The sequence below is a fragment of the Microtetraspora niveoalba genome, from assembly GCF_001570405.1.
GTDB classification, from domain to species: Bacteria; Actinomycetota; Actinomycetes; order Streptosporangiales; family Streptosporangiaceae; genus Microtetraspora; species Microtetraspora niveoalba.
Map to the genome: position 1 here is coordinate 124,142 of NZ_BBYM01000013.1, position 21,541 is coordinate 145,682.

Annotated in this window: 22 protein-coding genes; 8 read left to right on the top strand and 14 right to left on the bottom strand. The window is 70.6% G+C overall.

Annotated features, from left to right (window positions below):
- The first annotated feature begins 134 nt into the window (after nt 1–134).
- Nucleotides 135–593 (top strand): hypothetical protein, encoded by a 459-nt coding sequence (locus tag AWQ70_RS13880; protein ID WP_067175329.1) that lies wholly within the window; start codon nt 135–137, stop codon nt 591–593.
- A 5-nt stretch (nt 594–598) separates the two neighbouring features.
- On the opposite strand, the gene AWQ70_RS13885 is transcribed toward AWQ70_RS13880, so the two are convergent.
- The 5 genes from AWQ70_RS13885 to AWQ70_RS13900 all read right to left on the bottom strand — a co-directional run bounded on the left by AWQ70_RS13885 (nt 599) and on the right by AWQ70_RS13900 (nt 5,124).
- A complete protein-coding gene (locus tag AWQ70_RS13885; RefSeq protein ID WP_067175332.1) occupies nt 599–2,557 on the bottom strand; it encodes a hypothetical protein in 1,959 nt (652 codons plus the stop codon).
- Between the two features lie 45 nt (nt 2,558–2,602).
- Complete coding sequence (locus AWQ70_RS13890) at nt 2,603–2,980, bottom strand: hypothetical protein (RefSeq protein WP_169808664.1); 378 nt, start codon at nt 2,978–2,980, stop codon at nt 2,603–2,605.
- A 302-nt stretch (nt 2,981–3,282) separates the two neighbouring features.
- Nucleotides 3,283–3,576: a VOC family protein gene (locus AWQ70_RS13895; RefSeq protein ID WP_306303399.1), complete on the bottom strand. Its 294-nt coding sequence runs from the start codon at nt 3,574–3,576 to the stop codon at nt 3,283–3,285.
- A gap of 170 nt (nt 3,577–3,746) precedes the next feature.
- On the bottom strand, nt 3,747–3,956 hold the full coding sequence (locus tag AWQ70_RS38855; protein WP_157530059.1) for a hypothetical protein: 210 nt from the start codon (nt 3,954–3,956) through the stop codon (nt 3,747–3,749).
- A 16-nt stretch (nt 3,957–3,972) separates the two neighbouring features.
- On the bottom strand, nt 3,973–5,124 hold the full coding sequence (locus AWQ70_RS13900; protein WP_067175338.1) for an RNA-guided endonuclease InsQ/TnpB family protein: 1,152 nt from the start codon (nt 5,122–5,124) through the stop codon (nt 3,973–3,975).
- Between the two features lie 23 nt (nt 5,125–5,147).
- Here AWQ70_RS13900 and AWQ70_RS42245 point away from each other — a divergent pair, with 23 nt between their 5' ends.
- Nucleotides 5,148–5,354, top strand: coding sequence for a type II toxin-antitoxin system prevent-host-death family antitoxin (locus AWQ70_RS42245; RefSeq protein WP_306303400.1), 207 nt, complete (start codon nt 5,148–5,150; stop codon nt 5,352–5,354).
- Here AWQ70_RS42245 and AWQ70_RS41180 read toward each other — a convergent pair.
- Both AWQ70_RS41180 and AWQ70_RS13905 read right to left on the bottom strand, forming a co-directional pair.
- Nucleotides 5,264–5,671 carry a hypothetical protein gene (locus tag AWQ70_RS41180; protein ID WP_245646950.1) on the bottom strand — a complete coding sequence of 136 codons (408 nt, stop codon included), beginning with the start codon at nt 5,669–5,671 and terminating at the stop codon, nt 5,264–5,266. The genes AWQ70_RS42245 and AWQ70_RS41180 overlap by 91 nt on opposite strands.
- 313 nt (nt 5,672–5,984) lie before the next feature.
- The gene (locus tag AWQ70_RS13905; protein ID WP_067175341.1) at nt 5,985–7,931 is read right to left on the bottom strand and encodes a family 10 glycosylhydrolase; all 1,947 of its coding nucleotides are present in this window, start codon (nt 7,929–7,931) and stop codon (nt 5,985–5,987) included.
- 472 nt (nt 7,932–8,403) lie between these two features.
- Here AWQ70_RS13905 and AWQ70_RS13910 point away from each other — a divergent pair, with 472 nt between their 5' ends.
- Complete coding sequence (locus AWQ70_RS13910; protein ID WP_067175344.1) at nt 8,404–9,918, top strand: golvesin C-terminal-like domain-containing protein; 1,515 nt, start codon at nt 8,404–8,406, stop codon at nt 9,916–9,918.
- A 96-nt stretch (nt 9,919–10,014) separates the two neighbouring features.
- Here the strand turns inward: AWQ70_RS13910 and AWQ70_RS13915 are convergent, their stop codons facing one another.
- The 5 genes from AWQ70_RS13915 to AWQ70_RS13935 all read right to left on the bottom strand — a co-directional run bounded on the left by AWQ70_RS13915 (nt 10,015) and on the right by AWQ70_RS13935 (nt 14,168).
- A complete protein-coding gene (locus AWQ70_RS13915) occupies nt 10,015–10,797 on the bottom strand; it encodes a TetR/AcrR family transcriptional regulator (RefSeq protein ID WP_067175347.1) in 783 nt (260 codons plus the stop codon).
- 191 nt (nt 10,798–10,988) lie between these two features.
- Nucleotides 10,989–11,822: an ABC transporter permease gene (locus tag AWQ70_RS13920; protein ID WP_067175352.1), complete on the bottom strand. Its 834-nt coding sequence runs from the start codon at nt 11,820–11,822 to the stop codon at nt 10,989–10,991.
- On the bottom strand, nt 11,819–12,871 hold the full coding sequence (locus AWQ70_RS13925) for an ATP-binding cassette domain-containing protein (protein WP_067175355.1): 1,053 nt from the start codon (nt 12,869–12,871) through the stop codon (nt 11,819–11,821). The genes AWQ70_RS13920 and AWQ70_RS13925 overlap by 4 nt, the downstream gene beginning before the upstream one ends.
- Before the next feature lie 298 nt (nt 12,872–13,169).
- Nucleotides 13,170–13,859 (bottom strand): alpha/beta fold hydrolase, encoded by a 690-nt coding sequence (locus AWQ70_RS13930; RefSeq protein ID WP_067175529.1) that lies wholly within the window; start codon nt 13,857–13,859, stop codon nt 13,170–13,172.
- 126 nt (nt 13,860–13,985) lie between these two features.
- Nucleotides 13,986–14,168 (bottom strand): hypothetical protein, encoded by a 183-nt coding sequence (locus AWQ70_RS13935; RefSeq protein ID WP_067175358.1) that lies wholly within the window; start codon nt 14,166–14,168, stop codon nt 13,986–13,988.
- 118 nt (nt 14,169–14,286) lie between these two features.
- Here AWQ70_RS13935 and AWQ70_RS13940 point away from each other — a divergent pair, with 118 nt between their 5' ends.
- Nucleotides 14,287–15,090 carry a helix-turn-helix domain-containing protein gene (locus AWQ70_RS13940; protein ID WP_245646945.1) on the top strand — a complete coding sequence of 268 codons (804 nt, stop codon included), beginning with the start codon at nt 14,287–14,289 and terminating at the stop codon, nt 15,088–15,090.
- A gap of 116 nt (nt 15,091–15,206) precedes the next feature.
- Nucleotides 15,207–15,602 carry a VOC family protein gene (locus tag AWQ70_RS13945; protein WP_067175361.1) on the top strand — a complete coding sequence of 132 codons (396 nt, stop codon included), beginning with the start codon at nt 15,207–15,209 and terminating at the stop codon, nt 15,600–15,602.
- 208 nt (nt 15,603–15,810) lie between these two features.
- Here the strand turns inward: AWQ70_RS13945 and AWQ70_RS13950 are convergent, their stop codons facing one another.
- Entirely contained in the window at nt 15,811–18,099 is a 2,289-nt protein-coding gene (locus AWQ70_RS13950; RefSeq protein ID WP_067175364.1) for a hypothetical protein, read from the bottom strand.
- A gap of 168 nt (nt 18,100–18,267) precedes the next feature.
- Nucleotides 18,268–18,663 (bottom strand): hypothetical protein, encoded by a 396-nt coding sequence (locus AWQ70_RS13955; protein WP_067175367.1) that lies wholly within the window; start codon nt 18,661–18,663, stop codon nt 18,268–18,270.
- A gap of 171 nt (nt 18,664–18,834) precedes the next feature.
- Between AWQ70_RS13955 and sigJ the strand changes: the two genes are divergently transcribed.
- The 3 genes from sigJ to AWQ70_RS13970 all read left to right on the top strand — a co-directional run bounded on the left by sigJ (nt 18,835) and on the right by AWQ70_RS13970 (nt 21,540).
- The gene (gene sigJ, locus AWQ70_RS13960) at nt 18,835–19,794 is read left to right on the top strand and encodes an RNA polymerase sigma factor SigJ (protein WP_067175370.1); all 960 of its coding nucleotides are present in this window, start codon (nt 18,835–18,837) and stop codon (nt 19,792–19,794) included.
- Between the two features lie 126 nt (nt 19,795–19,920).
- Nucleotides 19,921–20,832, top strand: coding sequence for an ABC transporter ATP-binding protein (locus AWQ70_RS13965; RefSeq protein ID WP_067175373.1), 912 nt, complete (start codon nt 19,921–19,923; stop codon nt 20,830–20,832).
- 12 nt (nt 20,833–20,844) lie between these two features.
- Complete coding sequence (locus AWQ70_RS13970; protein ID WP_067175376.1) at nt 20,845–21,540, top strand: ABC transporter permease; 696 nt, start codon at nt 20,845–20,847, stop codon at nt 21,538–21,540.
- Nucleotide 21,541 lies beyond the last annotated feature (1 nt).

Sequence of the window (21,541 nt, forward strand, 5' to 3'; positions counted from 1 at the left end):
CCGACAAAAGCCATAGAGCGAGCGAATGAATGGTCGGCGCGAGAAAGGGATGACGGAAGGCAACGCTTTGGGTCAAGATTGACAGGTCTGTCCGTCAGGGTGGAGGTAGGCGCGTGCGCGTTGCGTGGACGGCGATGGCGGTTCTGCTGGTCGGCGGAGTGCTCTCCGGATGCGGCCCCGGCCCCACTCTCGCCGCGGCGACCGCCGAGCTCCGAAAGGACACGCAACGCCTGGAGACCGACAGGTTTTTCAAGAATCCCCTGACCAAACTGCGGATCGTGGAGCGTCCGGACAAGGATCTGCCCTGCGACAAGGGCAAGTTCCAGCGGGTGTTACACGCGACGGCCGACTACGGATCCAAGCCTTCGGATGTGGACGGCCGTCTCGATCTCGCACAGCGGTTGATGGAGAACACGCTGTCTCAGGCGCTCCACTACACGGTGACCTATGACTTCACCCAGGTGGACTGGGAAGACGCCCGGTTGATCGAGGGCAGGAAGGACGTCCCCGGAATCACCGTCAAGGTGATCCTGGTACCGGAGTCCCCGACGTGGCGGCTCGTCGCGAAGACCGACTGCCTCCCCCGCTCATAGCCCCGTCACCCCCATAGGCGGAGGAGTTCCTTCGCCTGCTCGTTGGCCATGTGATCCGCGGCGTCCTCGACCTTCCGATCGAGGGCGTCATTCCTGTCCATCCATCGCTCGTAGGGCGTCAGCTTCGCCCGGAGAACGCTCTCCCAGCTCTTTCCGGTACGGGCGGCCTCCTGCTTGGCCTCCGCCATCAACTCGTCGAAGGTCTTGAGGTGGCCCGTTCTGGCCTTGATCAACTCACTCGGGGGCCTGCTCGCGGGATAACCGGCGTCGTGCAGCAGGTAGGCCATGTCGTACTTCTGACGCAGGGTGAAGTTGGCCCGGGCCTCGGCCAGCGACTGGACGCGGGTTTCGAAACCGGCGGCCCAGTTGTCCAGCAACTTGCTCGCTCCGTACGTTTTCGCGAGCGTCCATCCCACCCCGACGATGGGGCCGGCTATGGGGATCCGGTCGATGCCCAGGGCCATCGTGTTCTTCGTGAGATCCCGGATCAGGCTGTCCGTGGCGTCCTTCTCACCCCGCACCTCCAACGCCGCCTTGAACTCGAGCCCGCCGAGATCGCCGAACATCTGGCTGGCACGTTGGAAGCGGTAGTTGTCTCCCTTGGCGTCCAGGCGGGCCGCCGACGTCAGGACGTCGTACCGGAAGCCGGCCGCGGCCTTGTCGAAGTCGTCGGTGAGCCGCTCCTCTCCGGCGAACGTCTGGAGGAAGCGGTAGGTGTCCCCCGGGCTCAGGTAGAAGGCGGGAGTGACGCCGGTGATCGGCACCCAGTTCTCCGGTGTCGCCATGCCCGACGTCCGGTGGAGCGCCTTGTCGAAGCGGGCGCCGGAAGCGAGCTCGTGGACGTAGGACTCGCCGATCACCTCCATCGAGTCCCTGGCCGTGTTGGGCAGGTCCTTGCCGAAGGAACCGGCCGCGAGGACCGCGTCGAGCGCGAACGCCGCGGCCGGCGCGGAGTGTTTTCCCGGCTTTTCGGTCGCGGCCTCGCTGCCCGCCTCCATCACGTGGCCGAAGGCGTCGGCGACGGCGTCGCCCGTGCCGACGGATTTGGCGTAGTTCAGGAACAGCTTCATCTTCCCGACGCGATCGAGCGTGACGCCGTCGCCGCCCATCTGCGCGAAGGCCGTGCGGGCGGCCGCGCCGTCCCCGGCCAGCACCTCCAGCGCGAGGGCGACCACGTCGGAGGAGTATCCGTACGCCCGGGACAGGCTCGCGCTGCCGCCGCGCCAGTCCTGCCGGGGATTCCCGGCGAACGCGTCGAGTGCGAGAGCCCGGGCGGCGGCCACCCGCACATCGGTCGGCGCCTTCGCTCCGATCAGCAGCGCGAGCCGGTTCCACGCCTCGCCCCGGTCGGCGGGCTTGCTCACCAGGTCGGCCTTGACCTTCTCGAAGGCCGGAATGCCGCCGGGAGCGCGCAGCGCCGCGCCCAGGGCCGCGCTGAACGCGGCCAGGTCCTGCTTGGCGGTCGGGCTGCCCGTGGCCGCGAGCAGTTCGGGCAGGGCGTGGCGGACGTCCGCGGGCAGTGTGGCGAAGAACGCCGCGGCGGCCGCGGGATCCCCGGCCAGCCGGGCCAGCTCGTCGACGTGCTCGTGGACGAGGTCGCCCTTCAGCTCCGGCTTGATGCCCTTGTTGGTGAGGATGCCCGTGCCGTACGTCAGGGCCAGGTCGCGGCCGGCCGAGAAGCTCGCCAGCGCGTCGGGCAGGCGGGCGAAGGTGTCGTCACCGGTGCCGTTCAGCGCTTTGATCAGCTCGGCCCGGTCGCTGAGCATGGGGGCCTGCCTCCTGCCCCACTCGGCGATGGCGGCTATGTGCGTCAGGGGCGCGGTGCTGACCCCGTTCGCCCGGAGCAGCCCCTCGAAGTCGGCGGAGAAGGCGGTGAGCCGGTCGGCCGCCTGGCGCAGGTCGGTCGCCATGGCGTTCATCGCCGCGGGGTCGATGCCGCAGAAGTCACCGGCGGGGGATGCCATCGCGGTCCTCTTCTCGGGATCGTCGCCGGTCGTCGCCGGGCGTTGTCAGGGACGTCCGGTGATCTGGTGCCGGATGAGCTCGGCCTGGGACCGCGTCACCAGCGCGGGATGCCGGCGCAGCTCGTCTTCGATCGCCTGCAGCAACTGCCGTACGACCCGGGCCAGACGGTGGTGGCGCTCGGCGACCTCGTCCGTCCATTTCTTCGCGGTCGGCCCCGTCCAGACCTTTCCCGACTGCATCGAGGCGTGGACGCGCTGGTATGCCTGTCCGACCTCCTGCGACCGGCTGTGCGCTTCCTTGAGAAGCGCCGCGAGTTGTTCGTGGCGGGGGTTGGGCACCATTTCTTCCGGCACGCCGTCCGTCCCCCGTTCTTGTCTCCTCGCACCCGCCCCCGAGTCATAGTCGATGTCAAAGGTAGACATCCGCCGATGGGGGCGACAAGCCCGAAATATCAGAACGGTTGTTTATGCGGTGACTTAGGAATTCCGGACAGGTTTCAGCGGCGGAAACCGGCGGATTTCAACACGGATTCCACGGCGGGAGCTGATACTCCAGCCGTGGAGCCTGACAGCGGGCATCGACCGCCATCGCGAGGACGCCACGCCACCGCCCACGGCCACCGCACGATCGTCGATCGGTCGATCGTCGGCACGACGCTCGATGATCATGGTGGCCGTGCGCGGCTCCACGCCCCGCTACCGGAAAGCCGGCGATCTACGAAGTGTCAGAGGCCACGTTCGGCCGTGCTCCGCTCGACGCAGAATTCGTTGCCCTCGGGGTCGAGCAAGGTGACCCAGCCGAGCCCTTCGGCGGTGCGGTGGTCCTCGTACAGCTTCGCGCCCAAGGCGATGATGCGATCCACCTCCTCGTCGCGGGTCCGCTCGGTGGGCATCCAGTCGAAATGGATCCGGTTCTTCACGGTCTTGCCCTCGGGCACCTGGATGAACAACATTCCGGGAACGGGCGAGGGAGCCTCGACGAGGACCTCGGAGTCGCCCGGCGCGTCCTCGTCGGACACCGGTCATCCGGTTACGGCACTCCAGAACTTCGCGAGCTCATAAGGATCGGCACAGTCGACGGTCACATGGCGCAGGATCATGAAGTGCAGCCTAGCCACCCGGCCGGCGCCATCGGTTGATCACGAACGTGGAGGGCCGGACCGCGAACCACGGCGGCCGTGCCGGCCGGCTAGCCGCAGTGCGCCCACTTGCCCTGCGGCGTGCCCCCGCGGACGAGGGGCTTGGAACCGATCCTGACCGCCCCGGTCATCTGGACGCACAGGTTGTCGGCCGAGGCGAAGACGGGGCCCGCGAACCACTTTTGACGCGCTCCCCAGCCTGAAGGCTGGGGATTCAGCCCGTACCGCGCGTGCGGCACCTCTGCGGCTACCTGTTTCACCGGGTCCTGCCCTCCGCTAAGCGGCGGGTCTTACGGTCCCTCCGCAGGCGTTTAGCCTCTCCGCCCGTCCGGCGGCGAGGATGTTCTTCGCGGCGTTGACATCCCGGTCGTGGACCGCGCCACACGGGCATTCCCACGACCGAACGTTCAGCGGCATCGACTCGGCGAGCGCCCCGCACGCTGAGCAGAGTTTCGAACTGGGGAACCACCGGTCGATCTTGGCGAAGTGGCGGCCGTGCCGGGCCGCCTTGTACTCCAGCATGGTCACGAACTGCGACCATCCCGCGTCGTGAACGGACTTCGCGAGGCGGGTGCGTCCGAGACCGGACACGGCAAGGTTCTCCACATACACCGCTTGGTTCTCGCGGATGATCTGAGTGGAGAGCTTGTGTGCCCAGTCGCGGCGCGCATCGGCCACCTTGGCGTGCGCCTTGGCGACCTTCACGACGGCTTTCTTGCGGTTGTTCGACCCATTCGCCTTGCGGCTGAGATCCTGCTGTGCCTTGCGGAGGCGTCGTTCGGCCCGGCGGAGGAAACGCGGGTTGTCCACCTTCCGGCCGTCGGAGGTGACGGCGAAGTGCGTGAGTCCGAGGTCGATGCCGACCTCGGACGCGGCTTCGGGGAGCGGTGCGTCTGCCGTTTCGACCACGAACGAGGCGAAGTACCGTCCGGCCGCATCCTTGATCACTGTCACCGAGCTGGGGTCGGCGGGCAGGGAGCGAGACCAGCGGATGTCCACGTCCCCGATCTTCGGCAGGCGAAGCTTCCCACCCGTGGTGATCGAGAAGCGGGCGTTCTTCGTGAAGCGGATCGCCTGCCGGTTGGCCTTGCGGGACCGGAAGCGGGGCGGGGCCACCTTCGGGCCTTTCCGCTTCCCGGTGATCGAGGCGAAGAAGTTGCGGAATGCGGTGTTGAGGTCCGCGAGTGCCTGCTGAAGGACCACGGCTGAGACCTCGGAAAGCCAGGAACGTTCCGTGGTCTTCTTCGCCTCCGTGATGACCCGCTTGGACAGGTCCCCATCCGACAGATATGGCAAGCCCTGCTCCCGAGCGATCTGCCGTGCGCGCAGCCCGTCGTTGAACACCACCCGCGCGCACCCGAACGCCCGTGCCAGCGACTCGCGCTGACCAGGTGTCGGGTAGAGGCGGAAGTTGTATCTGAGCTGCACAGATCAATTGTACATCCACGTACATGAAGGTGCGTCCATGTACGCTGACCTGTATGGAGTCGGAAGAGATGAGCGTCGCCGACGCGCGCAGGCAGTTCGCGGACGTCCTCAACGACGCCGCTGTCCGAGGCCGCATCACCTACATCACCAACCGGGGGCGCAGGGTCGCCGCCGTGGTGCCGGTACCGGTCGCGGAAGCTGCCGAACCCGCGCAGGGCGAACACGGCTGACGTTGCGGGTTAGGGCACGCTCGGGCCTTGACGGCCCTCCCGCGCGGGCCTTCACCCCCGGCCTGAAGGCCGGAGCACTGGCCCGCATCCCGGTAGCTCTCGGCGCCGCTGGCCACCCCGATGTCGGCGTCGTCGTACTTCTTGTTCCGGTTCCTGTCCACGAACAGCTCGACGTACAGATAGCTCGTCTTGCCGACGTAGGCGCTCGCCACCCGGGCGATGGCGCATTTCCGGTGCGCGGTCGGGCTCTGGTAGAGCGTGACGGTGCCGTACGACTTCCCGTCCTTCGCCCCCTGGCTGAGCGGATAGGTGGCCACCTTGCGGTACGACTGCCGCAGGAGCCCTGGGGAAGGGCCTCCGCGGGAGCGGCGGAGACCAGGGTGAGGGCGGCGGCCGCGGTCATGCCGCCCGCGACCCAACGAGTGATCTTCAAGGGTTCTCGCCTGACTGTTGGGGAGACGGTCGTCGAACCATCGCCGGCGAGCGGAAACGGACGACGATCACGCTAACATCACCGCGTCTTGACCTCCTAGCGGAATGATCTTCAGCCCTCCCGCCGGGAGCCGCGAGCCGCCGCCGCGGCGAGGGCGGTCCCCCGTCCGGATCGTGCGGCCGGGGGACGCACGACCGTCAGATCTTGGTGATGCGGACGGCGTCGGCGATGACGTAGCCCGTGGTGGAGGTCCATCGGCTCACGCCCACCACCTTGTACGTCCCGGCCGCGAGCGTGAACGTGCCGAGCGTGCGCCACTGGCCGCCGCCCGTGCGCTGGTCCACCGCGACGGTCTGGTTGCCGCTCGACGTCGCCACGATGTACGGCGTCGCGCTGTTGTAGCCGGCGTTGGCCGGATACCAGACCTCCACCCGGTAGCCGCCCGCGCTGGGGATGGCCGCCGTGAACCAGGCCGGGTCGCTGGCGGCCACCGGCGTGGCGAAGCGGTAGTCGGAGCCGTAGAGCTGCGAGGAGTAGGCCGAGGTGCCCCAGGCGGAACCGGCGGTGAACGACGGATCGGCGTTGTCGACGACGACGCTGAACGCGCCGGAGGAGGTCACCGGCTTGCCGGCGCTGGGCGCGCTCTCCCGCTGCCACCGGTCGAGCGCGGTGACGTAGTAGGTGGTGGTGCCCCCGGGCGCGGTGTCCGTGAAGCTCGTCTGCCTGGTGGTCCCGAGCAGGTTGCGGGCGTCCGCGAAGAAGCACGGGTCCGCCGTCGAGGGGGTGCCGTCCACCCGGTACACCGCGTACGAGGTCGGCGAACCGGTGGCCTGCCAGGAGAGGGCGACGCCGTTCGAGCCGCGGGTGGCCGAGGTGATCGAGGGGGCGGAGGGCCCGCTTCCGGCGTCCCGGGCGGGCGGGAGCGCCGGTTTGGAATAGTGGGTGGACACGAGGGCCGACACGGCGCCGATCCGGTCCGCCCTGACGTCCTTGGCGCTGAAGTACACGTCGCCGGCCACCTCGGGGTGCTTCCTGTTCTCGTAGAGGTGGTCGCTCAGCTCGGCGGGGTCCTGCCAGGCGGCGTCCTGGCCGCTCGCTCCGGCCCGGTAGGCGGCCTGGCCGACGACGAGGCCGACGCCGGTCCCCTTGACGACGTCGGACCACCAGGAGGTGAGCACCTCGTAGGCGGCGGGGGCGTACCCGATGTGCCAGTAGATCTGCGGCGCGATGTAGTCCACCCAGCCCTGCTTCACCCACAGCCTGCTGTCGGCGTAGATGGCGTCGTACGACTGCAGGCCGGACGTGCGGGAGCCGAGCGGGTCGGTGGAGGAGTTGCGCCAGATGCCGAACGGGCTGACGCCGAACGCGAGGTACGGCTTGGCCGCGTGGACGCGCTCGTCCAGCTCGCGCACGAGCCGGTTGACGTTGTCACGGCGCCAGTCGGCGATGGTCGGGAAACCCGCGCCGTACCGGCTGTAGGTGGCGGAGTCGGGGATGGTCTCGCCGCTCACCGGATACGGGTAGAAGTAGTCGTCCAGGTGGACGCCGTCGATGTCGTACCGGCTGACCGCGTCCATGATCGCGTCTTCGATGAAGCCGCGGACCTCAGGGATGCCGGGGTTGTAGTAGAGCTTGCCGCCGTAGGCGAAGCGCCAGTCGGGGTGCTGCCGCGCCGGGTGCGTGGACACCAGCTTGGTCGGGTCGTCGTGGTTGGCGATCCGGTACGGGTTGAACCAGGCGTGCAGCTCCAGGTTGCGCGCGTGGGCCTCGGCGACCATGAACGCCAGCGGGTCGTAGCCGGGGTCGCCGCCCTGGGCGCCGGTCAGCCACTGCGACCACGGTTCGTACGGCGAGGGCCAGAAGGCGTCGGCGGTCGGCCTGACCTGGATCATCACCGCGTTCATGCGCTTGCTGACGGCCAGGTCGAGCCAGGCGCGCAGCTCGGCCTGCTGGGCGGAGGCGCTCAGGCCGGTCCGGCTGGGCCAGTCGATGTTGGCGACCGTGGAGATCCACATGGCGCGGAGCTGCCGCTTGGGGGTGGCGGGGTCGGTGGCGCAGGCCGCCGCCATGGCTGAGGTGGGGATGACCAGGTTGACGATCACGGCGGTGAGCGCCGCAAGAAGGGTACGCAGGAGCGCGGTCACGAAAAGAAGTTTCAAGAAATCGCATGGATTGCGCAATAGTCTTCACAAGATCGGGGGACCCAATTCCCGGTGACCGCCGCCGACCTCGTGCGCCCACCCGGTCCCACCGCCGCTCCCACCGCCGCGCCCGCCGCCTCCCGAGCACGCCCCCGGCCCGGCGGCCTCGGCAAGGGGCCGGGACGACGCGGCGGGATGGCCGGGCAGGGATGGCGGGCGGGGATGGCGGGCGGGGATGGCGGGCGGGGATGGCGGACCGAGCCAGGACGGGCGAAGCGGTCAGACGGGAGGGCGGGCGCCGGCGGTGCGGCGGTGCGGTGGTGGTGGCGGCGCGGCGGCGGTGGTGGTGGCGGCGCGGCGGCGGCGGCGGCGGCGGCGAAAAGTTTCTTCTAACTGAGATCGCATGTCAATTATCGACATCGTGTCAGGAGTTGCCGTACGGTGCAGCCGACACCCCCTGACAGGAGCCCCCCTCATGATCCTGCGCTTCGCCCGATTAACCGCTCTCGTCGCCTCCGCCCTCGCCGCCCTCGTCGTCCTCGCCGGCCAGCCGGCGACGGCCGCGGCGGCCGGGGAGACCCCGCTCCCCGCGGCGTTCGCCCGTGCGGCGGCCGACCGCGACGTGCCGCGCGAGCTGCTGGTCGCGCTCGCGTACGCCGAGACCCACCTGGACGCCCACGAAGGCAAGCCGAGCGCGAGCGGCGGCTACGGCGTCATGCACCTGGTCAGCAACCCCACCACCCACGCCCTGGAGAAGGCCGCCGAGCTGACCGGGCTGTCGGCCGAGAAGCTCCGCACCGACACCGCGGCCAACATCATGGGCGGCGCAGCCGTGCTGCGCGCGCACGCCGACGAGCTCGGCCTCGACGAGGCGGCCAGGAAGGACATGGGCCGCTGGTACCAGGCCGTGGCCCGGTACGGCAACGCCTCCTCGCCGGAGATCGCCCGTCTCTACGCCGACGCCGTGTACGAGCAGCTCGGGCTCGGGATCGACGCCCGCGGCGTCCGGGTCGCGCCGCAGGAGGTCACGGCCGACCGCGGCGACTACGCGAACGCCCGTGACCTGAGCGCCCGGGCGAGCCTGCTCAGCGCCGACTACCCGCCCGCGAACTGGGTCGCGGCCAGCTCCAGCAACTACACGGCCTCCAGCCGCCCGTCGAGCTACGCCATCGACCGCGTGGTCATCCACGTGACCCAGGGCTCGTACGCGGGCAGCATCTCGTGGTTCCAGAACCCCAGCGCCCAGGTCTCGGCCCACTACGTGGTCAAGTCGTCGAACGGCGAGATCACGCAGATGGTCCGGGAGAAGGACATCGCCTGGCACGCGGGCAACTGGACCTACAACACCCGCTCCATCGGCATCGAGCACGAGGGCTACATCAGCGACGCCTCGTGGTTCACCGACGCCATGTACCGCGCGTCGGCGGCGCTGACCCGCGCCATCTGCGACAAGTACGGCATCCCGAAGGACCGCTCGCACATCATCGGGCACAACGAGGTGCCCGGCGCGACGCACACCGACCCCGGCTCGTACTGGAACTGGAACACCTACATGAACTACGTGACCGGCGGCGGCACCCCGTCGTGGTCGGCCACGATCGACAACACGAGCGCCCAGTTCACGGCGAGCTCCAACTGGGGCACCTCGTCCTACTCCGGCCAGCGCTACGGCGCCGACTACCGCTTCGCCAACCCGGTGGCGGCCAGCGACCCGGCCTGGTACCAGGTCGCCGTCCCCAGCGCGGGCACCTACCGGGTCGAGGTGTGGTACCCGGCCGACGCCGGCTACAACTCCTCGGCGCCGTACATCGTGGCGGCATCGGGAGGCAACCAGACGGTCTTCGTCGACCAGCGCTCCGGCGGCGGCACGTGGCGCAGCCTGGGCACGTTCTCCCTCAACGCCGGGACGTACAACGCCGTCGGCGTCAGCCGCTGGACCTCGGGAACGGGCTACGTCATCGCCGACGCCGTCCGCGTCACCCGGGTCTGAGACTGAGACCGGTACGACCCGTACGTCCCCTACGGCCCGGATGACCGCGGCCCGCGCCGTTCACCCGGCGCGGGCCGTGCCGGCGTCCCACCCGGCTCAGAGAGGCCGGCTCCCGGGCCCGGCCCGCTGGTCCACCACGACGGCCAGGCCGTCGAGGACCCGCTGGAGGCTGAACTCGAAGGCGTAGTCGGGGTCGTACGCCCGGCCGTGCGCCTCGCTCGCGGCCGTGCCGACCCGGGAGGCCACCGGATACCTGTCCGACTCGGCGAACTTCTGCAGCCACGGCCCGTACGCCTGCCACCACTGCCCGTCGGTCATGCCCGTCTCGCGTTCCAGCTCCCTCATGTCGGCGGCGGCGCGCTCGGCGCTCTTGGCGACGTCGAGCACCAGGCTGAGCGCCGCGTCCATCTCGACGTCGGTGAGCCCGATGTCGGCGATCGCGCGCAGCTCGTAGTCGTACTTCGCCAGAAGGTTGGGACCGAGCACCGGCCGGCCCGTCTCGACCTGGAGGAGCCACGGGTGCCTGCGGTAGAGCGCCCGGTTCGCGCGCGCGACGAGCTCCAGCCGCGCCCGCCAGCCGCCGGGCACGTCCGGCGGGAGCTCCACCTCGCCGTACACCGTGTCGGTCATGAGGTCGAGCAGCTCCGCCTTGCCCGGGACGTAGGTGTACATCGACATCGTGCCGACGCCCAGCGCCTGGCTCACCTGCCGCATGGTCAGCCCACCGACGCCCTCCGCGTCGGCGATCCCGATCGCCGTCCTGACGATCCGGTCGACGCTGAGATCCGGACCGCCCTTGCGGCTCTTGGGCTCCTTGGTCCGCCACAGGAGGGCCATGCTCCGGGCCGGATCGGCCGCCTCCCTGCGATCAATAGGCATTCCCTCAGTATCCCATCGGGGCTTCCGGCCCGGATCGCCAAGGTTCCGGCGGGCACCCCGGCGTACGCGCTGGGACACAGGCGCCCGGACGTGCGGGCACCCGGGCATGCGGGGGTGCCGCTCCCCGGGGGCGTTCCCGGCGCGGCCCCCGGAGACCGGCCCGGCCCCCGGAGACCGGCCGCGGCGCCTCGTCAGGCGCGCAAAGAGCGATACTTCGCGACGGCCAGCGGCATGAAGATCAGCATGAGGACGACGGGCCAGACGACCGCCATCGTCATGGCGTTCCGCACCACCCACGCGTCGCCGCCCCAGCCCGGGTTGCCGAGCAGCTCGCGGGCCGCGGTGACCGTGGACGACAGCGGGTTCCACTCCGCGATCGCCCCCAGCCAGCCGGGCATCGTGCTCGGCGCGATGAACGCGCAGGACAGGAACCCGAACGGGAACTCCATCGTCTGGACGGCGGCGACGGCCTCCTTCCCCTTCATGGCCAGCCCGAGGTAGACGCCCACCCAGACGAGCGCGAACCGCAGCAGCAGGATGAGGCCGGCCGCCGCCAGGATCCGGCCCGCGTCCGCGCCCGGCCGCCAGCCGACGGCCAGGCCGCACAGCATCATGACCACCAGCGTGACCAGCGCGAACAGCATGTCCGCGGCCGCCCGGCCGATCAGCGGCGACATGGACGCCATCGGCATCGAGCGGAACCTGTCGGTGACGCCGCGTTCCATGTCGGCGGCGACCGCGGCCGTGGTGAGGCTGATGCCGAACAACATGGTCATCGCGAACATGCCCGGCATCAGGAACTCGTGGTAGTCCCCGCCGCCGGGCAGGCGCATCTGCCCGCCGAACAGGTAGGTGAACATCAACACGATCAGGACGTTGAAGGCCAGCGACGCGATCAGCGGGCCGGGGTCGCGGACCCAGTGGGAGAGGCTGCGCCGCGTCAGCGTCCAGCCGTCGGCCAGCGTCCAGCGGAGCCCGCCGGACCGGGCGGGCACCGATCCCGGCGTGAGGGTCCCGATGGTCATGCCTCCACCTCCTGCTCCGTGCGGGCGCCGTCCCCGGTGCCGGCGGCCCCCTTCCGTCCCGTCCCGCCTTTCCCGGCCTTCTCTTCGCCCCCGGCGCCGTCCGCGCTCTGGGTACGGCGGCCGGTCAGGTGGAGGAACACCTCGTCCAGGGTCGGGCGCCGCAGCGCGATGTCCTCGACGCCGAGCCCGGCCGCGTCCAGCGTCCGGATCGTCTCCGCCAGCGTTCCCACCCGGCCCCGCACCTGGACGCTGAGCATCCGCCTGTCGTCGTCCAGCGTCGGCTCGCCCCCTGAAACGCGGGCGACGGCGGCCGCCGCCCTCGGCAGGTCGCGCGGGTCGCGGACGACCACGTCGATCCGGTCTCCGCCGATCGTGGACTTGAGCTCGTCCGGCGTGCCCTCCGCGATGACCTTGCCGGTGTCGGCGATCGAGATCCGGTCGGAGAGCCGGTCGGCCTCCTCGAGGTACTGGGTGGTGAGCAGCACGGTCGTGCCCGCGCGCACCAGCGACCGCACGGCCTCCCACACCTCGTTGCGGCCCCGGGGGTCGAGCCCGACGGTGGGCTCGTCGAGGAACAGCACCGACGGCGTGAGGATCATGCTCGCCGCCAGGTCCAGGCGGCGCCGCATGCCGCCCGAGTAGGTCCTCACCGGCTGGGACCCGGTGTCGTCCAGGCCGAACTGTTCGAGCAGCTCGTCGGCGCGCCGCCGGGCCCGCCCGCCGTCCAGATGGAAGAGCCTGCCGAACAGCACCAGGTTCTGCCGCCCGCTCAGGACCTCGTCCACCGCGGCGTTCTGGCCGACCAGGCCGATCCGGCGGCGGACCAGCGCCGCCTGTGTGGCCACGTCGTGGCCGGCCACCTCGGCGCGTCCGCCGTCGAAGCGCAGCAGCGTCGCCAGGATCCGGACCGTCGTGGTCTTGCCCGCGCCGTTCGGGCCGAGCAGGCCGCGCACGGTGCCCTGCGGCACCCGCAGGTTCAGCCCGTCGAGCGCCGGCTTGCCGCCGTACAGCTTGCGGAGTCCTTTCGCGACTATCGCGAAGTCGCCCAAACCAGCCCCACTTCCTCTCACGTCTCTCACCGAGAGGCTACCGTACACTATACGGTACGTCGTACGACAAATAGCGCGCGCGGGTGGGTGTCTGATCGCTGTGGCCCTCCGCAGGTCAGGATCGTGCGGGCAGCGCGACGGCGCGCCCGCGGTAAAGCCCGATCGGGAGAGGTGTCATCGGCGTCGGCGAGCGGACGTCGTGCGGTCCGGACAGCGCCGTTCGATCCGGCGGCGTTGGTCGGCCGGTTGGTCGGCCGGTTGGTCGGCCGGTTGGTCGGCCGGCGTGAGAGCGGGCTGGTCAGAGCCCGGTGCGGTACGCCTCAAGGCGGTCGGCCAGTTCCTTCGGGTGGCCGAGCATCGGGCAGTGATCACCGGGCATTACGTCCGGTCGGAAACCGAGACGCTCGGCGACGATCCCGCGCATGAACTCGGCCGGGAAGAAGCGGTCGTCGGCGGCCAGCAGGAACCTGGTCGGCACATCCGGCCAGGCGGTCAGCGGCCACGGCTTGCCGAATGGCGTAGCCGCCTGGTGCCGCTGGTGCCCGGCCACGAACTCGGCGGCCAGGCCGGTCGGGGTGTCGTGCAGCACCAGGGAGAGCGTGTCCTCCTCCGTGCCGGCCGCGACGCCTCGGCGCCGGTCGGCTTCCTCCCGTGCCGCCCAGTATCCGGTGTTGCCCCACCATTCGCCCGGCGATTCGCCGGGGGCCGGGATCTGCGCCTGGAGCATCACGAGCAGGTCGGCCGGCACCCGATCACACACCAGCGGACCGGTGAACCCACCGAACGAGTGGGCGACGACGACCAGATCGGTGCGCTCGCCGATCGCCTCGACCACCGTGTCCGCGTACTCCGCGAGCCCGGCCGACTCGTCATCACAGGGCAGATCCGGTGCCACCACGTCGTGGCCCCGGTCTCGCAGCTCGGCGGAGAGCGGTCCCCAATACCAGGAGTCGACCGCCGCAGCGTGGACCAATACGTAGGTCGCCATCGGACAGGATCCTCCGAGGTTGTCGATCCATTCGTCCAGCCGGGGAGCCGGGCTGTCGGGCAACGGCCATCAGCGATCATCGCTTGGGCGAATACGGAAGATCATGCGGCGATCGCAGGCCACAGCCTAGACCTCGCCGCCGAGCCCCGCCATGGCCGGCGGCCATCTGGAGACCGAGCGGCCCGTGCTCCTGGCGCTGCCGGTCATGCCCATGACCGGCAGGTCCATCCCGGCCTTCTCGGCGATGCCGGTCAGCGGCTTCTTGAACAGCCTCGGCCCGGCGGGCAGCGCCTCGTGAGGAGGCGACATCCGCAGGCGAGCGCTGTTCGACGATGTCCAGCCATCGATCTTGGGAAGCCGCATCAGGCGGGCGTGCCACCGTAGCGGAGACGTCGGTCGCGTCGCCGGGCCGCCATATCGTGAAGGGATGACCATCGTGCCCGCTCATCAGAGGTCGTCTGCGGCTCTGGCGCCGTTCGTGGCGACACTGAGCCCCTACGAGCTCGGCCCGGGCCCGGTCGGCGTTCATCGCGGGCTGCCCTCGTCCACGATGTCGATCACCATTCCGGAGGCGGACTCGTTGGAGATCGCGTGGCTCGGGCGGCCCGGCTCGCGGGAACGGTTCCGGGCCGTCGTCGCCGGGCTTCACCTGAACGCGGCCGAGCTGAGGCAGGAGGGCGGCACCCGCGGCGTGTGGTTGAAACTCAGCCCGCTGGGTGCCGGCGCGCTGCTGGGGATTCCGGCGTCGGCGCTGGCCGGGCACGTCGCCGATCTCGCCGACGTGGCCCCGGCGATGGCGCACCTGCCGGAGCAGCTGGCGGCCTGCCGGTCCTGGCCGCAACGCCGATCCCTCGTCGAAGGCGCCCTGATCGCCGGATGGGCCCGGCACCAGGAGAACACCGGCGGACAAGAACTGCGGGCCACCCTGGCGGCACTGTCCGGGACCGCCCGGGTGCAGGAGGCGGCTCGGCTTCTCGGGTGCTCCCGGCGTCACCTGAGCGGTACGGTTCGGACGGAGCTGGGGGTGACGCCGAAGGAGTATCAGCGGCTCCTTCGGTTCGAGGCCGCACGTGGCGGACTGGTGGCCGCCGCCCGTGCCGGGACGGTCAGCCTGGCGGCAGTGGCCGCGGCGGCGGGATTCGCCGACCAGGCGCACTTCACCCGGGAATGGCGGGCCATGGCCGGGTGTACGCCGACCGAGTGGCTACGCAGCGAAGGCCTGGTCGCGTAGGGTCCATCGGCCGCGACAGGCCACCAGGCCGTGGGGTGCGTCCAGATGACGGCGGACGCGGGGGACGTTCCCAAATCTTCAAGACCCCTGCCTCCGTCCGGCCCGACGATGGGCTCATGACGCCTGATATTCGTCTTTCTCCCCGTCTCATCGTGCCCGACCCGGACCGTGCGTCGGCGTTCTACCAGGTCGCCCTTGGCGCTGAGCAGGTGTTCAGCGCTCCCCGGAGCGACGATGGCCGGCCCAGCGTCGTCGACCTCCGCGTCGGCGAGTCGTCCTTCCGGGTCTCACCTGCCGTCTCATCGTGGGGATGGCTGTCACCCGATGATCTCGGCGGATCCGCGGTCCTCCTCGAGGTCGAGGTCGACGATCCGGACGCGGTCGGCGAACGCATGATCGCGCACGGCGCCGAGGTGGTTGTGCCGATCGAGAACCGGCCCTACGGCAAGCGCTCGGGCCGCATCCGTGACCCGTTCGGCCACCTGTGGATCATCACGGGCGAGCTGCGCTGAGCCGGCCGCCGCGCCGTTCACACGCCTCGCTCGCCCGGCGGACATGGGCGCAGACAGCACTCGAAGCCCTGCGAACTCTCTCACCGCAACGGGCGATCATGTCGTGGCCCTGCTGCCGGGTCCGGAGCGCGAGACGCCACCTCGCTCGTCGCCGGGGCTTGTGCTCGGTGCACGGACCGGTGTCGGTGGAGCACCCCGGCGCGGGCGGTCAGCGTTCGACGGGCTTCCGGTGGACGACGACGCGGTCGCCCCGCCCCGGGTACGACATGATCAGCAGCCGCTGCCGGACGGCCCCGCCGTCCTTCGACCTGTCCCAGGAGTAGTGGATCCTGATGCGGTAGTGGCCCCTGCCCCGGACCGCGAGGTCGGGCAGCGGGTCGCCGCCCAACGGGTGGGCGAACCTGATCTCGCCGCTGACGCTGGGGTAGCCGACCTCGACCACACGCTGCCATCCCCTGATCTCCACGGGCGGGCGGCGCGTGTACGTCTCGGTCGTGACGCAGAGCGGGACGTCCGAGTGGACGCTGAGGCCGAGGAACCCCTGCCCGACGGCCAGCAGGTCGTCCGAGTAGGACAGATCGTTCTCCTCGTAGTAGTCCTCCCCGGCGATGTCCGGCTCGTACGCCTCCAGGGCGCCGTAGTCCGGCATCGACACCGGGTCCCGCTGGACCACCCTGGTCACCGGTCTGATCCGGGGCCGGGGGCGGCGCGCGGTGGCGCAGACGCGCCGCCGCTCCTCCTCCCACTCCCGCATCTCGCGCTCCTCCTGCTCGCGTGCCGCCGCGACGACGACGGCGGCGCTCGGGCAGATCTCCGCAAGGACGTGGTTCAGTTCCCGCACCTGGACGCCGTCCGTACGGAGGACGCGGGCGAGTTCCGCCGGGTCGTTGCGCGTATGGACGTCGCACAACCGGCGGCCGTAGGCGACCAGGAACCGGTCCGGGAGGTCCGGCGCGACCTTCAGCGCGCCCGAGGAGGCACGCACGGCGCAGACGAAGGCTCTCTCACCGGTCGGTGCGACCCGCTCGCGCCCTCCCGGCCACGACCCCGCGCAGTCGCCCACAGCGGTGACCGGGCCGCCTCCGTGGTCGGCCACCGCGAGGAAGCAGAGCGGAACGGCCACCGCCGCCGCCGTCGTGACCATGCGGAGCCGCGGACGCGGTCGTCCGCCGAGGCGATGCAGCGACAGCGGGAGAAGGACGGCCGCCGCGGCGAAGGCCCCGCCGACCCATAACCGCGCGACCCCGGAGTGGCCGCCGTCCGACCCGAAGCCGGACGAGAAATAGGACACCGTGTCGTACACCGTCCCGGACTCGTCCGGGAGGGCGGCGGGCCCCGGATCGCCGAGCGAGGCGAGCGAGGGGAACGCGATGACGACCTCGACCGCGGCGGCGGCGAGCAGGACGAGCACCGTCGCCCGCACCAGGCCGGGCCTCCTCCCCAGGACCGCGGCGAGGACCAGCGCCGACAGGGCGCCCACCCCGGCGATCGTGTCGACCAGCGACGTGAGCGCGGCGAGCACGAAGCCGAGGGGGCCCTCCGGCGCGGAGAACATCCACATCCCCCCTCCCGACCACGGGGGTGTGCCGTCGAGGAGGGCGACCGCCAGTGGGAGCAGGGGCAGCGCGACCGCCGCCACGGCGAGCGTCCGCGAGCGGAGCGGCACCGGCCCCGGCCGAGCCGCGCGCGCCACCTGCTCCGGCGGAGGGCCGGCGAGCTCGTGGGCGGAACGCGCCTGCCACACCGCGGCCAGCAGGGTGGTCGCGGCGGCCAGGCCGTACATCAGCGGTCCGGCGCCGTCGTCCGCCAGGGCGAAGAGAAGCCGGGTGGCGAGCGGGGACAGCAGGTACGGCACCGCCTCGGAGCAGAACCCCGTCCACACGGTGGCCCGGCTCCACCTGCCGTCCGCCGTCTGGGCGATCAGCAGCAACGCCATGCCGAGGATCCAGGGCAGCCCGTACAGCCCGGCGACGTCGAAGGCCCGCTCGACGACCGGGACGTCGAAGTGGTCGGCCACCTCGCTGCCGACCCAGCTCACCTCGGTCAGCGCCAGGGCCGCCGCCGCGAGCGCCGCCATCACCCGCGCGGACCCGCGCAGCACGACGAAGAACAGCCCGGCGAGGACGAGCCCGCCCGTCCCGATGACAAGGTCGCTCCACCACGGCAGGTCCACCGGGACCAGGTCGACCACGCCGAGGGCCGCGTTGAGGTACAGCACCACGCGGAGCGCGCGCACGGAACGAGCTGCCGCCGGGGCCGGCCCGGCCGGCCGCCCCCGCAGGATCTGCCACAGCGCCCAGCCCTGGAACGCGGCGATCAGGACGCCGACCGGCACGCCCCAACCGGCGGAGAGCCGTTTCTCCTGCCCGAACGTGAGCAGCCGGGCGAGGAGCGCGCCGTCGCCGGTGACCAGGGCGACGACGCCGAACAGGACGGCCGCCGCCGTGTAGACGACGGCGACAGAGGCGGCGAGCCGCCCGAAACGATGACGGAGCACGTGCTGCTTCCCGGGGGGTGAGGGGCCGGAGGCCCCGGCGGAGGGTGCTCGACAAGCTACCGGCCGCCGCCGACATTCGGCTCACCCATGGAGCCGCCAAGGCGTGTCGTCGGACCGTGAGAACTCAGACGACACGACCGCGGGGAACGCGAGACGACCCGTCGACCGTCATGCCGTGGCGACCGCGCGGCGACCGGACCAGATCCAGACGAGCTGAAGGACGCTCGAACCGAACATCAGGACCCCCAATGGGACGTGCAGGGTCTTCACATGCGCGATGCCCAGCGCCACCTGCGCCAGGGTGAGCACCAGGAACCCGACCGCGTACAGGATGGGCGCGGGCGAGCCGCCGCCCGGCCGCCACGTCAAGATCGCGACGACCAGATGCACCAGCGCCACGACGAACACCGTGTACGCCCCGGCACTGTGCGGTGCCCCGTCGCCGGGCGAGGACAACAAGAACCCCGCGGTGATCGCCTGGACGAAGACGGCCACGGTTTGCAGGGCACTCGCGACACGCAAGAACATGAGGTTGCCTTGCTTCGTGGTCGTGCGCGTGGGCATGGCGAAGTTTCCCTTCTCGATCTCACCGTGGTCGAGGCTGGGGACCCGGTGTCTCAGTAGTCCGACGAGACAACCGCCCGGAATGTGAGGCGAAGCGCCGAACCTCACAGTTCCGTGCGCTGTCTCGTCGATCCGGTGAGGGAAGACGCGATCAAGGAAGTCGGGGATACCATGACCACCCCATCCGAGCCGGGGCCCGGCCGGCCCGATCCGAGCCTCAGCGCGATCATGAGCGAGCGGCGTCAGCTGATCAATCTCGCGTACCGGCTCCTCGGTTCCCTGGCCGATGCCGAGGATGTCGTGCAGGAGACGTACGCCCGCTGGTACGCCATGTCCCGGCAGCAGCAGGAGGCCATCGCATCCCCCGGCGCCTGGCTGACGAAGGTGGCCAGTCGCGTCTGCCTGGACCTGCTCGGCTCGGCCCGGGCCCGGCGCGAGAGCTACGTGGGCGAATGGATCCCGGAGCCGCTGCCGGATCGTACGGAGTGGATCAACGGGCGGGGCGGCGGCACGGCCGACCCGGCCGACCGGATCACACTCGATGAGTCGATCAACATGGCCTTCCTGGTCGTGCTCGAGTCGATGACCCCGGCCGAGCGCGTCGCCTTCATCCTTCACGAGGTCTTCCGGTACTCCTTCGTCGAAGTGGCCGAGATCGTCGGCCGCACACCGGCGGCGTGTCGCCAGCTGGCCTCCTCCGCCCGCCGTCGCCTTCGAGCGGCGGAGGCTTTCGCGGCTCCGGCAGATCTGCGGGCCGGCCTCGTCAGGGACTTCAAGCAGGCATGGGAGGCCAAGGACATCCACGCCCTCGTGGGCCTCCTCGACCCCGGCGCCACGATGATCGCCGATGGCGGCGGCCAGGTCAGTGCCGCGCTCCGCCCGATCGAAGGCGGCGAGCAGATCGCCCGCTACATCGTCGCCATCGCCGACATGGCCCCCAACCTGACGATCCTGGAGCGTACGGTCAACGGTCAGCCCGGTCTGGTGGCCCAGCGCGACGGCGTCACCGTGACGGTGGCGGCGTTCGACGTTCCAGGCGACCGGATCAAGCGCATCTGGGCCGTACGCAACCCGGAGAAGCTCTGGCCTTGGACGGTGGGCCAGAGCGCCGAACGAGTACGCCCGAGCTGATCACTAGTTCGTAAGGCTCTTCGGGCGGTATCCACCGATCGGTGGATTTCCGGGTCAGCAGCATTCGCGGACGACTATGGCCGGCAGGTCGATTCGCCCCGGGCGCGGGCGAAAGATGCTTGAGCCATGGCAGTGATCGACGTCACCGACCTCCGCAAGAGGTACGCGGACCTGACAGTTCTGGACGGTGTGTCGTTCTCCGTGGAGGAGGGCGAGATCTTCGGCATCCTCGGGCCGAACGGCACCGGCAAGACCACCACCGTGGAGTGTGTGGAGGGGCTGAGGCGGCCCGACACCGGATCGATCCGGGTGCTCGGGCTCGACCCGGTCAAGGACGGGCGCCGGGTACGCGAGCAGATCGGAGTGCAGCTCCAGCACACGCAGTTGCCGGAGAACATCAAGGTGTGGGAGGCGCTCGACCTGTACGCCTCCTTCTACGGCAGGCCGCGGGACTGGCGTGAGCTGCTGGAGGAGTGGGGGCTGGCGGACAAGCGCGACGCCCGCTTCGGGAAGTTGTCCGGTGGCCAGAAGCAACGGCTGTTCATCGCGCTGGCCTTGGTGGGCGATCCGCGGGTGGCGTTCCTCGACGAGTTGACCACGGGGCTCGACCCGCAGGCCCGCCGTACCACCTGGGAGCTGATCAAGCGGGTCCGGGCGAGCGGCGTGACGGTGGTGCTGGTCAGCCACTTCATGGACGAGGTGGAGGAGCTCTGCGACCGTGTCGCCGTCTTCGACCGCGGCAAGGTCGTCGCGCTCGACACCCCGGCCGGGCTGGTCGACGGGATCGACGCCGACCACCAGATGCGGTTCACGCTGATGGCGGGGGAGATGGTCGAGCTGGGCGGGCTGCCCGGGGTGACCGGCGTGACCAGGACGGGAGACCGGGTGGTCGTCGCGGGCAGGGGTGACTTCGCCACGGCGGTCACCGCCGAACTCGCCCGCCACCACGTCCTGGTCAGCGATCTGCGCATCGACAAGCGCACCCTCGACGACGCCTTCGTCGCCCTGACCGGCCGTTCGTTCGGCTCCACCCACTGACGGAGGAACACCGTGACCAAGCTTGCCGTCGTCGAGCTGAAGCTGCTGACCAGGGAACCGGGCGCGATCTTCTCGCTGCTCATCCCGCTGTTCATCCTGGTGGTCTTCGGCAGCTCGATCGAGCCGGGGGACACCGTGCTCCTGCCCATGGCGCTGGCGATCGCCGTGGGGCTCGTGGGACTGTACCTGCTGCCCACCACCCTGGCCACCTATCGCGAGCGGGGCATCCTGCGCAGGCTCTCGGCCACGCCGGTGCGCCCGGCGAACCTGCTGGTGGTGCAGCTGCTCCTGCAGCTCGTCCTCGCGCTGGCCGCATGCGCCCTGCTGCTGGCCGTCGCGGGCACCGTCCTCGGGGCCCACCTGCCCACCGGGGTGCTGCCCGGTGTGCTGACCTTCCTGGTCGGCACGGCGGCGTTGTTCGCCGTCGGCCTGCTCATCGCGGCCCTCGCTCCGAACGGCCGGGCCGCCAACGGGATCGGCGTCCTGCTGTACTTCCCGATGGCGTACCTCGCCGGACTCATGCAGCCGACGGATCAGATGCCCGATATCGTGGCCCGCATTGGGGAGTACACCCCTCTGGGGGCTTTCCGGCAGTGCCTGCGGGATGTCTGGGAGGGGGGCGCTCCCAGCCCTCTGCTGCTCGGTGTGATGGCCGCGTACGCCGTGGTCATCAGCATCGCCGCGGCCAGGTTCTTCCGCTGGGAGTGAG

What these genes read in the sequence shown, in the direction of transcription:
- AWQ70_RS13880 (WP_067175329.1), top strand. Translation starts at nt 135, where the DNA reads ATGGCGGTTCTGCTGGTCGGCGGAGTGCTCTCCGGATGCGGCCCCGGC.
- AWQ70_RS13885 (WP_067175332.1), bottom strand. Translation starts at nt 2,557, where the DNA reads ATGGCATCCCCCGCCGGTGACTTCTGCGGCATCGACCCCGCGGCGATG.
- AWQ70_RS13890 (WP_169808664.1), bottom strand. Translation starts at nt 2,980, where the DNA reads ATGTCTACCTTTGACATCGACTATGACTCGGGGGCGGGTGCGAGGAGA.
- AWQ70_RS42245 (WP_306303400.1), top strand. Translation starts at nt 5,148, where the DNA reads ATGAAGGTGCGTCCATGTACGCTGACCTGTATGGAGTCGGAAGAGATG.
- AWQ70_RS13910 (WP_067175344.1), top strand. Translation starts at nt 8,404, where the DNA reads ATGATCCTGCGCTTCGCCCGATTAACCGCTCTCGTCGCCTCCGCCCTC.
- AWQ70_RS13915 (WP_067175347.1), bottom strand. Translation starts at nt 10,797, where the DNA reads ATGCCTATTGATCGCAGGGAGGCGGCCGATCCGGCCCGGAGCATGGCC.
- AWQ70_RS13920 (WP_067175352.1), bottom strand. Translation starts at nt 11,822, where the DNA reads ATGACCATCGGGACCCTCACGCCGGGATCGGTGCCCGCCCGGTCCGGC.
- AWQ70_RS13930 (WP_067175529.1), bottom strand. Translation starts at nt 13,859, where the DNA reads ATGGCGACCTACGTATTGGTCCACGCTGCGGCGGTCGACTCCTGGTAT.
- AWQ70_RS13935 (WP_067175358.1), bottom strand. Translation starts at nt 14,168, where the DNA reads ATGTCGCCTCCTCACGAGGCGCTGCCCGCCGGGCCGAGGCTGTTCAAG.
- AWQ70_RS13940 (WP_245646945.1), top strand. Translation starts at nt 14,287, where the DNA reads ATGACCATCGTGCCCGCTCATCAGAGGTCGTCTGCGGCTCTGGCGCCG.
- AWQ70_RS13945 (WP_067175361.1), top strand. Translation starts at nt 15,207, where the DNA reads ATGACGCCTGATATTCGTCTTTCTCCCCGTCTCATCGTGCCCGACCCG.
- AWQ70_RS13955 (WP_067175367.1), bottom strand. Translation starts at nt 18,663, where the DNA reads ATGCCCACGCGCACGACCACGAAGCAAGGCAACCTCATGTTCTTGCGT.
- sigJ (WP_067175370.1), top strand. Translation starts at nt 18,835, where the DNA reads ATGACCACCCCATCCGAGCCGGGGCCCGGCCGGCCCGATCCGAGCCTC.
- AWQ70_RS13965 (WP_067175373.1), top strand. Translation starts at nt 19,921, where the DNA reads ATGGCAGTGATCGACGTCACCGACCTCCGCAAGAGGTACGCGGACCTG.